This window comes from Sphingomonas sediminicola, from assembly GCF_049991885.1.
In the GTDB taxonomy this organism is placed as follows: domain Bacteria; phylum Pseudomonadota; class Alphaproteobacteria; order Sphingomonadales; family Sphingomonadaceae; genus Sphingomicrobium; species Sphingomicrobium sediminicola.
Genome location: NZ_CP178916.1, coordinates 2611137 through 2626269, shown reverse-complemented (window position 1 = coordinate 2626269; position 15133 = coordinate 2611137). Strand labels below are relative to the sequence as shown.

The 15133-nt window shown below is 64.5% G+C and carries 7 protein-coding genes; 4 read left to right on the top strand and 3 right to left on the bottom strand.

The annotated features are described in order from the left end of the window. Positions 1-82 precede the first annotated feature (82 nt). The 3 genes from infC (at position 83) to ACMC5O_RS13675 (ending at position 5207) form a co-directional block, all read left to right on the top strand. Positions 83-628 (top strand): translation initiation factor IF-3, encoded by a 546-nt coding sequence (infC, locus tag ACMC5O_RS13685; protein WP_187709971.1) that lies wholly within the window; start codon positions 83-85, stop codon positions 626-628. Between the two features lie 97 nt (positions 629-725). Beyond that, the gene (locus tag ACMC5O_RS13680; RefSeq protein WP_187708320.1) at positions 726-2114 is read left to right on the top strand and encodes a pyridoxal phosphate-dependent decarboxylase family protein; all 1389 of its coding nucleotides are present in this window, start codon (positions 726-728) and stop codon (positions 2112-2114) included. Between the two features lie 159 nt (positions 2115-2273). Then, positions 2274-5207 (top strand): TonB-dependent receptor, encoded by a 2934-nt coding sequence (locus ACMC5O_RS13675; protein ID WP_426693018.1) that lies wholly within the window; start codon positions 2274-2276, stop codon positions 5205-5207. A gap of 52 nt (positions 5208-5259) precedes the next feature. Here ACMC5O_RS13675 and ACMC5O_RS13670 read toward each other — a convergent pair whose 3' ends face one another. After that, positions 5260-7986: a [protein-PII] uridylyltransferase gene (locus ACMC5O_RS13670; RefSeq protein WP_426693017.1), complete on the bottom strand. Its 2727-nt coding sequence runs from the start codon at positions 7984-7986 to the stop codon at positions 5260-5262. Next, on the bottom strand, positions 7983-10583 hold the full coding sequence (gene mutS, locus ACMC5O_RS13665; RefSeq protein ID WP_246444172.1) for a DNA mismatch repair protein MutS: 2601 nt from the start codon (positions 10581-10583) through the stop codon (positions 7983-7985). Before mutS ends, ACMC5O_RS13670 begins: the two co-directional genes overlap by 4 nt. Positions 10584-10675: 92 nt before the next feature. Here mutS and ACMC5O_RS13660 point away from each other — a divergent pair, with 92 nt between their 5' ends. Further along, a complete protein-coding gene (locus ACMC5O_RS13660) occupies positions 10676-12949 on the top strand; it encodes an NADP-dependent malic enzyme (RefSeq protein ID WP_187708321.1) in 2274 nt (757 codons plus the stop codon). Here ACMC5O_RS13660 and ACMC5O_RS13655 read toward each other — a convergent pair. After that, positions 12946-15036 carry a RelA/SpoT family protein gene (locus ACMC5O_RS13655; RefSeq protein WP_187708322.1) on the bottom strand — a complete coding sequence of 697 codons (2091 nt, stop codon included), beginning with the start codon at positions 15034-15036 and terminating at the stop codon, positions 12946-12948. The genes ACMC5O_RS13660 and ACMC5O_RS13655 overlap by 4 nt on opposite strands. Positions 15037-15133: the final 97 nt, after the last annotated feature.

Below are 15133 nucleotides of genomic sequence, written 5' to 3'. Positions count from 1 at the left end.
CGCTTTCGGCGCCCGGACTTTTCAACTGGGCGTCCAGTGCTTACTTCGCCCCCGTTACAACAGCATTCTTGGAGACTCGACTATACCCCCGCCCTATCCGCGCAGAGCGCAGACGCCGCCGCAATTTACCGGCCCCCGCTACAACGAATTCATCCAGTCCCAGAAGGTCCGGGTGATCGATGAAAACGGTGAGAACCTGGGCGTGATGTTTACGCGCGAAGCGTTCGAGCAGGCGCAGGAGGTCGGCCTCGACCTCGTCGAGATTTCCCCGAATTCCGATCCGCCGGTCGCCAAGTTCCTCGATATCGGCCGCTACAAGTATGAGGCCCAGAAGAAGGCCAACGAGCAGCGCAAGCGCCAGAAGACGCAGGAGATCAAAGAGATCAAGATGCGTCCGAATATCGACGACCACGACTATGACACGAAGATGAAGAAGGTCTTCGAGTTTCTCGAGGACGGCGACAAGGTGAAGGTCACCATGCGCTTCCGCGGCCGCGAAATGGCACACGGCGAGCTTGGCATGAACGTGCTCCGCCGGGTTCAGGAGCAGACTGCCGAACTGGCCAAGGTCGAAGCGCATCCGCGCATGGAAGGCCGCCAGATGCTGATGGTGCTCGCTCCGAAGTAAGTCCGGCGTAGCCCGGCGGCTCGTACAAATCCGCTTATCGATTCCGCGTGCCTTTTGATTGGCCGGCCAAGGCCGCTCGGAGCAACGGGCTCGAAGCATGGACGAGCTATCACTTTTGCAGGACGCCGACGAACGCGCCCGCCGCTACGTGGCCGGCGCCGATGCGCGACGCGTGTTTCCGGAAGACTCGGCGATCGATGCGCTCGAACGCTTCAGCGAGCGATTGCCTGATACGGGCCGTCCGGATGCGGAGACGCTGGCGCTGCTGGACGACGTCGGATCCCCGGCGACGGTCGCGAGCAATGGGCCAAATTATTACGGCTTCGTCGTGGGAGCGACCCTTCCGGCCGCCGCAGCGGCGGACAGGCTGGTTCTCGCCTGGGACCAGACAGCTTCCTCGTTCGCGAATTCGCCGGCTGCCGCAACGCTGGAAAAGGTCGCTGCCGGTTGGGTGCTAGAGGCGCTCGATCTGCCTCGCGAAAGCGCGGTCGGTTTCGGCACCTCCGCCACTGCCTGCACGCTGATTTGCCTGACCGCGGCGCGGCGTACTTTGCTGAAGCGTCACGGCTGGGATTTCGATGGCGAGGGCCTCGTTGGCGCACCGCCCATCCGCGTCGTGGTCTCAGAGGCCGTGCACATCACGGTGAAGAAGACGCTCCGGGTTCTGGGCTTCGGCACGAACAATTTGATCGTCGCGCCGGTGGATGAGTTCGGGCGGGTCGATCCGAAGCGCCTTCCAGCGCTCGACGGTTCAACGATCCTGTGCCTGCAGGCAGGCGAGGTGAATACCGGCGAGTTCGATCCGTTCGCCGAGATCATTCCGGCCGCCCGGAAGGCCGGTGCATGGGTGCATGTCGACGGCGCGTTCGGGCTGTGGGCCCGGGCTTCAAAAAAGCTCAAGCCGATGACCGAAGGCGTGGAGTTGGCCGACAGCTGGACCACCGACGGGCACAAATGGCTCAACACTCCGTACGATGCGGCGATGGCCATCTGCCGCGACGCCGATGCGCTCGCCGCCAGCATGAACAGCGACGCAGTCTACGCGACATCTTCGAGCGATTCGCAGAAGAACCTGACTCTCGAGTTTTCGAGGCGCGCACGCGGAGTTTCCGTCTGGGCGGCGCTGCGCAGCCTCGGGCGGAACGGGATCGAGCAGCTCGTCGAGCGGCATTGCGCGCAAGCGCAGCGCATTGCCGATGGGCTGAAAGCCGCAGGCTTCAACGTGCTCAATCGCGTTGTGCTCAACCAGGTCGTTGCGCGTGCCGATACCGAGCAATCGACGACCGCGATACGCGAAGCTGCGCAAAGATCGGGCACGATATGGTTCGGGCCGACGGTCTGGCGCGGACAGTCTGCTTTCCGCTTTAGCGTGTCTTCCTGGCGCACGACCGACGCGCATATCGATCGTGCGATCGCGTTGATGACGCGATCGTGGTCCGAACTGACGCCGCAGAACGCTGCCTCGCCCGAAGTCGCGCCAAGCTGACGCTACGGCATCCGCATCAATCGAAAGCGCTGTTGCAATTGTGCAGCAACGCGTTGCGATTGTGCGGCTCATAACGCCGCCGTTGCTTTCCTTGACTCATCACCTGGATTAGCTTTCGCTGTTCACGCCGCAGGGAGAGCGGCGCACAGGGGAGGAATTATGCGCAAGTCCGTGTGGCTGCTATCGGCAGGCATCGTCGCCATTTCGTGTCCGGCGAACGCCCAGGACAACCAATCCACACCGCAGCCGACAGCGCCGTCACCGACGGAAGCTGCAGGCGTAACGCCTGAAGCGCAGGCTGCGTCCGAATCCGACTCGGGCGACATCATCGTCACCGCGCAGGGCCGCCGTCAGGTCCTCCAGGACGTTCCGATCGCCGTGACTGCAATCGGCGGCGGCGAATTGGCGAATTCGGGCGTCACCGACATCCGCCAGCTCAACCAGCTTGCCCCGTCGCTTCTCGTCTCCTCGACCGGTAGCGAAGCGAACGGCTCGGCCCGTATCCGCGGCATCGGCACGGTCGGCGACAACCCCGGCCTCGAAAGCTCGGTCGCCGTGTTCATCGACGGCGTTTATCGTTCGCGTTCGGGCATTGGCCTCAACGAAATGGGCGAGCTCGACCGGGTCGAGGTTCTTCGCGGTCCGCAGGGCACATTGTTCGGGCGCAACGCATCGGCCGGCCTCATCAACATCATCAGCAAGCGGCCTTCGTACAATTTTGAAGGCTATGGCGAAGCGACGATCGGCAATTACGATCTCCGGCGCGTCGCCGGCGGCATCACCGGCGGCTTTACCGACACGCTCGCCGGCCGCCTGGACGTCGTCTACGTCAAGCGCGACGGTTTTTACGACGACGCCGCGAACGACACTACGATCAACAACCGCAATCGCCTGTTCACGCGCGGCCAGCTGCTGTTCGAGCCTACGAGCGACATCAGCTTCCGCCTGATCGGCGATTACACGTGGCGCAAGGAGCGCTGCTGCGCGGCGGTTTACGTCAACGACGACATGAACTCGCAGATCGACGGGCTCAACGACCCGGCGCAAAACAACATCATCAGGGTCCTGAGAGATCTCGGCCAGGATCTCAGCGCATTCACCGACGGGTTCAACCGCAACGTCTCGGTCACTCCCGGCCGCGGCTATAACGGCAAGACCAAGGACGGCGGCGTCTCTCTCGAGGGCAAGTTCGACCTCGGCGCTGCTGAGCTGACCTCGATCACCGGATGGCGCCATTACAAGGCCGACCAGGGCGGCGACTTCGACTATGGCACCGTCGACATCCTCTATCGCCCGGACGACGGAAGCTCTTCGCGGAAGTTCGAGACGCTGAGCCAGGAAGTCCGGCTCAACGGCCGCGCCTTCAACGACAAGCTCGATTGGTTGGTCGGCGGCTATTACGCCGACGAGGACCTGACGCTGAAGGATCAGCTTCGTTTCGGCGACCAATACGGCCGTTTCGCGACCTGCCGCCTGGTCACTGGCAGCGCATTGTCACCGTTGTACAACCCCGCTGCCGCGGGCTGTCTAGCCGCGCGTCCGGCAGCCTTCGGTGCAGCAAGCCCGCTCATCTACGCCGCGATCGATCGCCTCGATGGGATGAGCGACGTCGGCGCGACGGGCGATACATACAAGCAAAACAGCCGCAACTGGGCGCTGTTCACCCACAACATCTTCCACGTGACATCGCACTTCGACGTCACCGTGGGTCTTCGTTACACCAACGAGCGGAAGAAATTCTCGGCCACGTTCGGCAACGACAATACGGCCTGCACGCTCAACCAGGCTTCGCTGCTTCCGCTGATCGGCAACGCCGCGCTTGCCCCGGTCATCCAGGGCATCCTCGGTCTCAGCTGCCAGGGCAACAGCACGGCCGAGCTCAATGGCGTTTCGATCCGCGACAAGCGCAAGGAGAACAAGCTCACCGGCACGGGCGTGCTTTCCTACAAGCCGAACGACGACATGCTGCTCTACGGCAGTTTCTCGCGCGGCTATAAGGCGGGCGGCTTCAACCTCGACCGTTCGGCGCTGAAGATTCCGATCTTCACCTTCGCGTCGCAGGGTGGCGCGCAGGCGCTGGTCAGCCGGCTCCAGTTCGATCCGGAAACCGTCGATGCGTTCGAGATCGGCGGCAAATATTCGGCTGGCGGAATCCTCTTCAACTTCGCCCTGTTCCGGCAGGAGTTCAAAAACTTCCAGCTCAACACCTTCGATGGAACTGTCTTCATCGTCCAGAACATCAACGGTTGTGATTCGGACCTCGGAGGTACGGACGAGGATCAGTCGAAGTTCTCGACGGCGCCCAACTACAATCCCGCCGCCGCAACGTCAGGCGCCTGCGACAGCGGCGACGTAGGGTACGGCGTCCGCTCGCAGGGCGTCGAACTGGAAGCGTCGGCAAGGCTGATGAAGGACCTGCGCGTCAACGCCGGCTTCACCTACGCCGACACGCGCTATCGTGGGGACCTTGTCGGAACCGACGACGGTGCGCCGCTCAACCAGGCTCTGCGCCGCCTCCCGGGACGCCGCGTTTCGAACGCTCCGTCGACGGTCGTGACGGGATCCTTGTCGTGGACCCCGCCGATCGGAGGCAGCGGGCTTTCCGGCCTGTTCTACATCGACGGCCGCTACAGCAGCGGATTCAACACGGGTTCGGACCTCTTCCCGCAGAAGACGCAGGGCAGCTTCACGGTTGTGAACGGCCGCATCGGCGTCCGCGGACCGGATGACCGCTGGGCCCTCGAACTTTGGGCGCAGAACCTGTTCAACGAGGACTATCAGCAGGTCGCGTTCAACTCGCCGTTCCAGGAAGGTGCAACGGGCGCTCCGTTCACCGATCCGCAGTTTCCGGGCGGCCGGCAGATCTTCTCGTCCTACCTCGCGGAGCCGCGGACCTACGGCCTGACGCTTCGCGCCCGGTTCGCCGCAGCAAAGGCTGCGCCGGTGGTCGAGACCCCACCGCCGCCTCCGCCGCCTCCGCCGCCGCCGGCCACGCAGACCTGCGCCGACGGATCGGTGATCCTGGCGACTGAGGCATGCCCGGTTCCGCCGCCACCGCCTCCGCCGCCGCCGCCGGCGCCAGAGCGCGGCTGACGACAGCGCTACTAAAAGGGGGAGGGCTCGCCGGAAACGGCGGGCCCTTTTCCTATGCGGCTGCGGCTTCGCTCGTTTCGCGGGCCGCGGCGAGCAACGCCGAACGCAACGGTTCAATGTCGTCGGGCTGAAGCTTCTGGCCGTCGGATCGTGTCAGATAGAAGACGTCGACGGCCCGCTCTCCATAGGTCGCGATATGGGCGGAGTGGATGATGTGCCCGCAGCCGTGGATCGCTCCCGCAAGGCCCGCCAAAAGCGCCGGACGATCGCGGGCGTTGACCTCCACGACCGTTGTCCGGGTCGAAGCACGCTCAGCGATCGCGACCGATGACGCGACCCGGAAGGCGGCGGCCTTGCCGTGGCCCGGAGCATGCGGCAGCGGCGGCTCGATTTCGGATGTCAGCGCATTTTCGACCGAGCGGACCAGCCGGTTCTTCAGCCGGCGGTCCGAATAGGCGCGCCCCTGCCCGTCCTTCACCAGCAGATTGTCGAGCGCCATTCCGTCGCGGGTCGTGTGGATGCGCGCGTCGATGATGTTCGCGCCCGCCGAGGCCAGTCCGGCGCAGATTCGATAGAAGAGACCTTCGCGGTCCGGCGTGAAGACGCTGATCCGTGTCGAACCGCTTTCCGGATCGTCCTCGGCGACCACGTTCGGCGTCGCGTCCCCGATATGGGCTTCCGCCGCCGCAACCTGCTTCGCGTTCGCAACCTGCCATTGCGGCGGCTCAGCTAGCCAATAACTGTCCGGCAGCCGCCTTGCGTGCGCCCTGGCCGCGCTAGCCTTCCAACCGAGAGCGGAAGCAAGTTCGCGCTGCCGCTCTTCGACAAGCTCGCTCCGTCCACGCTGCTTGTGGCCCAGCCGTAGCCGCTCCTCTGCGGCATCGAACAGGGTTCGGAGGAGCGCCCGCTTCCACTCGTTCCACACTGTGGGCCCGACGGCGCGAATATCCACAACGGTCAGGATCAGCAGGAACCTGAGCCGTTCCGGGCTTTGCACCTGGCGAATGAAATCCTCGACGGTCTTGGGGTCCGCGAGATCGCGTTTGAATGCCGTCGCGGACATCAGGAGGTGGTGACGGACGAGCCAGGCGACGGTCTCCGTCTCCGCCGGATCGAGCCCGAAGCGCGGGCAGAGCTTGAGCGCGACCTGCTCGCCGATGACGCTGTGATCGCCGCCCCGCCCCTTGGCAATATCGTGAAGCAGGACCGCGACGTAGAGCGTACGCCGCGACCCGATCTGCTTGAACAAAGCCGTCGAAAGCGGGTGGTCCTTCTGAAGCTCGCCACGCTCGATCGCCGCCAGCAGGCCGATAGCGCGGATGGAATGCTCATCGACCGTATAGTGGTGGTACATGTCGAACTGCATCTGAGCGACGACGCGGCCGAAATCGGGAACGAAGCGGCCGAACACGCCGGCCTCGTTCATCCAGCGGAGAACGAGTTCGGGCGATTTGACGCAGGTCAGGACCTCAAGGAACAGCTCGTTCGCGCGTGCATCCTTGCGGACCTTCTCGTCGATCAGCTTCGCGTCGCGGGCGGCCGCACGCATCGCCGCCGGATGGATCTCCAGGCCCTCGCGCGCGGCCAATGCGTAAAGCTCGAGCAGTCGCACAGGATCCTCGGCGAAGAAGTCATCGTTCGGAATCGACAGCCGTCCGCGATCGAGGACGAATCCCGAGAGGCGCTTCGGTCTCCGGCGGATTGTCGGCAGGGCGAAGCGGAAGCCCTTCTTGCCCATCTGCTCGTCGAGCTGGGCGAGGAATATTCCGGTCAGGTCGCCGACCGTCTTCGCGTTGAGGAAATAGAATTGCATGAACCGTTCGACGGCCGATTTTCCCGGCCGGTCGGCGTAGCGCATGACCTCCGCGATCTGCTTCTGGCGATCGAAGCCGAGTCTCTCCTCCGCCCGTCCGGCCGCCAGATGGAGATGGCAGCGCACAGCCCAGAAGAACCGCTCCGCGCGCTCGAATTTCTTGAACTCGGCCGCCGTGAACAAACCTACGCGGACGAGGTCTGACGGCTCCTCCACCCCATGGACGTATTTGCCGATCCAGTAGAGCGTATGAAGGTCGCGCAGTCCGCCCTTCCCGTCTTTCACGTTCGGCTCGACGACGTAACGCGTGTCGCCCATGCGAACGTGGCGCTCGTCGCGTTCCGCCAGCTTCGACGAGACGAATTCGGCTGCCGTTCCCGACACGATCTTCGAACGGAAACGCTGCATCGCCTGGTCGAAGATCGCCTGTTCGCCCCAGATCAACCGCGCCTCCAGGAATGCCGTGCGGACGGTCATGTCCGACTTGGCGAGCGTCATCAGGTCCCCGATCGAGCGCACCGAGTGGCCGACCTTGAGCTTCAAGTCCCACAGCAAATGCAGCATCGCTTCGATGACGGCGGTCTGACGAGCGGTCGGTTTCGCGAACGTCAGGAACATCAGGTCGAGATCGCTGAACGGCGCCATTTCGCCTCGGCCGGTCCCGCCAAGCCCGACGATTGCTATCGGCTCGATATCTCCGCCTGCCGCTACGAAGTCGTAGGTCAGGCGGACGATCTGGTCGTGGAGATAGGCGGTCGCTCGCGCAGCGGCTCGTCCCCGGTCGGGATCTATCGCCAGCCGCCGCGCAACCTCGGCGCGTCCCTGCTCGAGTGCTCCGCGCAGGATCTTGGCCGCAAACCCGTTCCGGTCCTCGCCTTCCGGGAGTGCGGAGAGCGCGTCGGCGATTCCCCGGCGGTCGATAATCGCGCGCCGGTCGGGCACGTTCTCGAACTTCGAGGAGGTCATTTCCCGTGCTCGGTGGCTATCCGCTTGAGGGAATATAATGCTTCAAGAGCTTCGCGTGGGCTGAGGCTGTCCGGATCAAGCGCGTCGAGCGCGACGGCGAGCGGGTCGGCGACGTGCTCCGGCTCCGCGATTGCGGCGAACAATGGCAAATCGTCGAGACCCGCCGCGACTCCTCCGGTGGCGTCGCGGCCTGCTTCGAGCTTGGCGAGAACCGACTTCGCCCGCGCGACAACCGCCGGCGGGAGCCCGGCAAGCTTGGCGACGGCGATGCCGTAGCTACGGTCGGCCGCGCCGTCGGCGACCTCGTGAAGCAGGACGAGATCGCCCTTCCACTCGCGCGCCCGGACGTTGTGCAGCGACAGGCAATCGAGACGTCCGGCGAGGCGGGTCAGCTCATGATAATGAGTGGCGAACAAAGTCCGGCACTGCACCTGATCGTGCATCGCCTCGACTACTGCCCAAGCGATCGCGAGGCCGTCGTAGGTCGAGGTGCCGCGGCCGATCTCATCGAGGATGACGAGACTCTGCGGGGTCGCCCGCGAAAGGATGGCGGCGGTCTCGACCATTTCGACCATGAAGGTCGAGCGACCGCGAGCGAGATTGTCGGAAGCGCCGACACGGCTGAACAGCTTGTCGACGATGCCGACGGTCGCGTTGCTCGCCGGCACGAAGCTGCCCGACTGGGCGAGAACCGCCACCAGTGCAGCCTGCCGCAGGAAGGTTGATTTGCCGCCCATGTTGGGGCCGGTGATCAGCCAGAGACGATCGTCGGGGCCGAGCCTCAAATCGTTGGCGACGAAGCGCTCGCCGGTGTCGGACAGCGCCGCTTCGACGACCGGATGCCGACCCGCCTCGATCTCCAGGCAGGGTTCGTCGGTGATGTGCGGGCTGCACCAGCCGCCTTCGACCGCGCGCCGGGCATTCGACGCCGCGACGTCGATTCGGGCGATGGCTTCAGCGGTGGCGACGACACGCAAGGCGGATGCGACAGCGAGACCGGTCAGCTCCTCGGCATGTGCGGCCTCTGCCGCGAGCGCGTGCGCGCCCGCCTCGACGACGCGGCTCGCTTCTTCATGGAGCTCGGGCGAGTTGAAGCGGACGACTCCAGCCAGCGTCTGCCGATGGGTGAAGCCGCTTTCTGGGTCCATGAGCTTGTCGGCGTGCCGAGCGGCGACCTCGACATGATAGCCGAGCACGGCGTTGTGGCGGATCTTGAGCGAAGAGATTTGCGTCGCGTTGCGGTACCGGCTTTCGAGAGCGGCGATGGCGCGCCGGCCGTCCGATGCTGCCGAGCGAAGCGTGTCGAGCGCCGCGTCATATCCTTCGGCGATGTAACCGCCCTTGCTCGCGTCGATCGGCGGAGCTTCAACGAGCGCCGCCCGAAGCTTGGCGACGAGCGCGTCGTGACCGCCGAGCAGCGGAAGCAGGCTTTGCAGAAGCGCCGGCCGATCCGGCTCGCCACCCAGCTCCGTCTTCAGCGCTTCGGCGGCCGACAGACCATCGCGAAGGACCGCGAGGTCGCGCGGACTTCCTCGCCCAGCCGTGAGCCGCGCGAGCGCCCGCGCAAAGTCGGGCATCGCCCTGAGTGCGGAGCGCGTCCGCTCACGTCGAAGCGCATCCTCGTGAAGCCACGCGACAAGCGCGAGGCGCTGTTCGATCCCAGCCTTGTCGGTAAGTGGCGCCGAAATGTCCGACGCCAGGAGCCGCCGTCCCGCAGCCGTCTGGCAGCGGTCGATCTCGCCCATCAGGCTGCCCGGCACCCCGCCCGAAACGGACCGGCACAGCTCCAGGCTGTCGCGGGTTGCGGCGTCGATCGCCATGTGCGCCGACCGCGACACACGCCGGGGTGCGTCGAGCAAGACGCCCGCGCCCTTCTGTGTCGCGTCGAGATAGGCGAGCAGGCCGCCAGCCGCCGCAAGCTCCGCGCGGGTCGGGCTGCCGATGCCGTCGAGCGTCGCGAGACCGAACCGGGTCTTCAGCGAGCGTTCGCCCGCCATGCTGTCGAACCCGCCCTTGCCTACTGTCGTGCGCAGGCCCGGAACCGGCGCATCGGCGATTGTCTCAGCGGGCGACAGCCGCGCAAGTTCCGCCGCCAGCTCCCCTGTTCCGCAAGCGATCAACTCGAAGCGGCCGGTCGAAATATCGGCCGCGGCGATCGCCCATTCATCGCCGGCCCTGCCAATCGCCGCCAACCAATTAGCAGCGGAGGATTCGAGCAAAGTCTCTTCGGTCAGCGTTCCCGGTGTGACGAGGCGAATGATCGCGCGCTCGACAAGCGCCTTTGATCCCCTCGCCTTGCGGGCTTCGGCGGGGCTTTCGGTCTGCTCCGCGATCGCCACACGATTACCTGCCCGGATCAGGCGGGCGAGATAGGATTCGGCCGCATGTACCGGCACGCCGCACATCGGGATCGGCTCGCCTTCGGATTCGCCGCGCTTGGTCAGCGCGATGTCGAGGCAACTCGCTGCGACCTTCGCGTCGTCGAAGAACAATTCAAAGAAGTCGCCCATCCGATAGAACAGCAAGGCGTCTCCAGCCTCGGCCTTCAGCCGCTGGTACTGCTGCATCATCGGAGTGGGAGCGTCCGCCCGCGCCATTGCCAAACCGTAGCCGCTCGGTTCGAGCGGTGCGACTCCGCAATTGGCTTCGACGTGACTCTTTCCTCTCCTGTCCGCTAAGGGCTGCCGCCATGTCGGAAAGCAACGTCACCTTTTCGGAAGCCGAAGCGCTGGAGTTCCACTCGCGCGGCCGCCCGGGCAAGATCGAGATCATTGCATCGAAGCCGATGGCGACGCAGCGGGACCTCAGCCTCGCTTACTCGCCTGGCGTCGCGGTTCCGGTTCGGGCGATCGCCGACGATCCGGGCAAGGCCTATGATCTCACGGCGAAGGGCAACCTTGTCGCCGTCATCTCAAACGGCACTGCGATCCTCGGACTCGGCAACCTCGGAGCTCTCGCGTCGAAGCCGGTGATGGAAGGCAAAGCGGTGCTGTTCAAGCGCTTCGCCGATGTCGATTCGATCGACATCGAAGTGGCCACCGAGGACGCGCAGAGATTCATCGAAGCGGTCGAATTGCTCGAGCCCAGCTTCGGCGGAATCAACCTGGAAGACATTGCCGCACCCGACTGCTTCGTCATCGAGCAGACGCTGCGCGAGCGGATGAACATTCCCGTCTTCCATGACGACCAGCACGGAACCGCGATCATCACCGCGGCGGGCCTGATCAACGCGTGCCACCTGACGGGCCGCGAGTTCGGGCAAATCCGGGTCGTCGTGAACGGCGCCGGCGCCGCGGCGATCGCCTGCACCGAGCTGATCAAGGCGATGGGCGTCAAGGGCGACCACGTCATCATGTGCGATCGCAAGGGCGTCATTCACAAGGACCGCACCGACCTCGACCAGTGGAAGTCGGCGCACGCGGTTGAAACGGACAAGCGCACGCTTGAAGAGGCGCTGGTCGGGGCCGACGTGTTCCTCGGCCTGTCGGCTGCGGGAGCGCTGAAGCCCGAGATGGTCCGGAAGATGGCCAAGGAGCCGATCATCTTCGCCATGGCGAATCCGGACCCAGAAATCTGGCCGCCCGATGCGAAAGAGGTTCGCCCGGATGCGATTATCGCGACCGGCCGCTCCGACTTCCCGAACCAGGTCAACAACGTCCTCGGCTTCCCCTTCATCTTCCGCGGCGCGCTCGACGTCCGTGCGACGCGAATCAACGAGGAAATGAAGATCGCCGCTGCCGAAGCGCTGGCGGAGCTCGCTCGCGAGCCGGTGCCGGAGGAAGTCGCGGCGGCTTATGGAGGTCGCTCCCAGAGCTTCGGTCACGATTACATCATCCCCGCGCCGTTCGATCCGCGACTGATGGAAGTCGTCGCTTCGGCGGTCGCGGAAGCGGCGGTGAAGACGGGCGTATCACTGAAGCCGATTACGGATTTCGACGCCTATCGCACCAAACTGCGTGCCCGCCAGAACCCGACCGTCTCGGTTCTCAGCCTTGCCTATGAAACAGCCAAGGCTAGGCCGAAGCGTGTACTGTTCGCGGAAGGCGAGGAGCCGAACGTTCTTCGGGCAGCCATCGCCTTCAAGGAAGCGGGCTACGGCACGCCCGTGCTGGTCGGACGCGAGGAAACCTACGACCTCCTGCGCGAGCACGGAGTCGAGAACCCGAAGGAATATGAGGTTCTCAACAGCCGCAATTCGCCGCTCGTCGGGCGCGCGGTCGACTTCATCTACAAGAAGCACCAGCGCCACGGCATGCTTCGTCGCGAGGTGGAGCGGCTCGTCAACCAGGACCGCAACTACTTCGCGTCCGCGATGCTCGCGCTGGGCGAGGCCGACGCCATGATCACCGGCACGACGCGCCCGTTCAGCCAGTCGCTCCGGCAGATTCGAGTCGTCATCGACGACGAGCCCGGCGCGACGCCGTTCGGCGTCAGCGTGGTCGTTTCGCGCCACCAGACCGTGCTGATCGCCGATACCGCGGTGACCGAACGCCCGGACGCCGAACAACTCGCCGCCATCGCCCTTCGTTCGGCTGGCTTCGCGCGGCGCATGGGCCTCGAGCCGCGCATCGCTTTCATTTCCTACACCACGTTCGGCAATCCGCCCGGAGTTCACATCGAGGAGCTGCGCGGTGCGGTGAAGCTGCTCGACGGCATCAAATGCGACTTCGAATATGAAGGCGAGATGGGGCCGGACGTCGCGCTCAATTACGACATGCAGCGTCGCTTCTATCCGTTCAGCCGACTGTCCGGAGCGGCCAACGTGTTGGTCATGCCCGGCTTGCAGTCCGCGAGCCTGTCGTCGAAGCTGCTTCGCGAGCTTGGCGGCGAAAGCATTCTTGGGCCGTACATCCTCGGGCTCGACATGCCGGTGCAGATTGCGCCGATGACGGCTTCGGCCTCCGACCTCGTCACCCTCGCAGTGCTTGCGGCGCTCGGGGCGCGGGAGCGGCCGAAAGGCTAGATTCGCTCGACCGAGCTGACCGGGTCGGCGCCGCGAAGCGCTGCGATGATCGCGTGAAGGTGCGCTAGATCGTGGACTTCCACGTCCACGTGGAATGTCTGGAAGCTTCCGTCGCGATGAACCAAATGCAGGTTCACGATGTTCGCATGCTTGGTGCCGAGGATGCCGGCCATCGTTCCCAGCGCTCCGGGGACGTCGCGAAGGATCACGCTCAGGCGAGCCGCACCGCCGTCCGAGCCCTCACCCCAGGCGAGATCAAGCCAGTCGGCATCGACTCCGCTCGCGAGCGTGTCGCAGCCGATGACGTGCACTTCGATTTCTTCGTCCTCGCGGCGAAGGCCGACGATCCGATCGCCGGGGATCGGATGGCAACATTGAGCGAGGTGATAGGCGACTCCGGGCGTCAGGCCCTTGATCGAGATGGCGGTGCGCTGTGCGACAGGGCGCGGTGCGACGTCGCCGCCGGCTGACCCCGGCATCAACGCTTCCATCACCTGCTCGTCGCTGATTCGCTTGCGGGCGATCGCGATCATCAGCTCGTCCTGGCTTTCGATCTGCAACCGCTTCAACGCCTGCTTCAGGGCATCCTTGTCGAGCACCGCCGGAAGCCGTTCGACGATCTCGTCGTAGATCTTGCGCCCAAGCTCGACGGTCTCGTCGCGCTCCTTGTGGCGGACGAAACGCCGGACACCCGAGCGTGCCTTTCCCGTGACGACGAACCGCAGCCACGACGGTTGCGGATGCTGGGCTTCCGACGCGAGGATTTCGACCTGGTCGCCGTTCTCCAGGATCGTTCGCAGCGGGACCACGCGGCCATTGACCTTCGCGCCAACGGTGCGGTCGCCGAGGTCGGTGTGCACGGCGTAGGCGAAGTCAACCGGGGTCGCACCCTTCGGTAGCTGGATCAGCTCGCCCTTCGGAGTGAACGCAAAGATCCGGTCCTGGTACATTGCCATGCGCGTGTGCTCGAGGAGCTCCTCGGGCGATGCGGCGTGGTCTAGGATTTCGACGAGATCATCGATCCACGGGACCTTGAGGTCCGCGCTCGGCTTGTTCTCCTTGTAGGCCCAGTGCGCCGCCAGTCCGCGCTCGGCCTGATCATGCATCTCGCGAGTGCGGATCTGTATTTCGATGCGCATCTTCGAGTCGTGGATCACCGACGTGTGCAGCGATCGGTAACCGTTGCGCTTCGGCGTCGAGATGTAATCCTTGAAGCGGCCCGGAACCATCGGCCAGCGCTGGTGGATCACTCCGAGCGCTCGGTAGGCGTCCTCCTGGCTGTCGACGATGACTCGAAACGCCATGACATCGGACAATTGCTCGAAGCTGATGTGCCGCTCGGCCATCTTCTTCCAGATTGAAAAGGGATGCTTCTGGCGGCCCATGACCTCGGTGTGGAGGCCATTGTCCTCAAGGTGGAGCTGCAGCCCGAGCCCGATTCGGCTGACGAGGTCGCCGCCCTGCTCGGTCAGCTGCTTCAGGCGGCGCATGATCGAGGCGTAGGCATCCGGTTCCAAAATTTGGAAAGCCAGGGTCTGCATCTCGTTCATCATCTCGTACATGCCGATCCGCTCGGCGAGCGGCGCGTAGATATCCATCGTCTCGCGGGCGATGCGCCGGCGCTTCTCCTCGTTCTTGATGTGATGCAGCGTGCGCATGTTGTGCAGCCGGTCGGCGAGCTTCACGAGCAGGACGCGGATGTCGTCACTCAGCGCGAGCAGGAATTTGCGCAGATTCTCGGCCGCGCGCTCGTTTTCGGACTGAGCTTCGATCTTGCTGAGCTTCGTGACGCCATCGACCAGCCGCGCAATGTTCGAACCGAAGAGACGCTCGATCTCTTCCGGAGTCGCGATCGTGTCCTCGATCGTGTCGTGCAGAATCGCCGTGACGATGGTCTCGTCGTCGAGCTTGAGGTCGGTAAGAATTCCGGCCACCTCGATCGGGTGGCTGAAATAGGGGTCACCGCTGGCGCGAGTTTGTGTGCCGTGCGCCTTCATCGAGAAGACGTAGGCGCGGTTGATCATCCCCTCGTCCGCATCCGGATCGTAGGAGCGGACCCTCTCGATCAGCTCGTACTGTCTCAGCACGTCCTTAACATGGGGGGAGGCGCCTCTTTTGTGCAAGCGCGAAAGGACTCGATCACTGTGTCGGCTAGAGAACTATTCATTTGTAAATGTTTGTGCT

What these genes read in the sequence shown, in the direction of transcription:
- ACMC5O_RS13680 (WP_187708320.1), top strand. Translation starts at nt 726, where the DNA reads ATGGACGAGCTATCACTTTTGCAGGACGCCGACGAACGCGCCCGCCGC.
- ACMC5O_RS13675 (WP_426693018.1), top strand. Translation starts at nt 2,274, where the DNA reads ATGCGCAAGTCCGTGTGGCTGCTATCGGCAGGCATCGTCGCCATTTCG.
- ACMC5O_RS13670 (WP_426693017.1), bottom strand. Translation starts at nt 7,986, where the DNA reads ATGACCTCCTCGAAGTTCGAGAACGTGCCCGACCGGCGCGCGATTATC.
- mutS (WP_246444172.1), bottom strand. Translation starts at nt 10,583, where the DNA reads ATGGCGCGGGCGGACGCTCCCACTCCGATGATGCAGCAGTACCAGCGG.
- ACMC5O_RS13660 (WP_187708321.1), top strand. Translation starts at nt 10,676, where the DNA reads ATGTCGGAAAGCAACGTCACCTTTTCGGAAGCCGAAGCGCTGGAGTTC.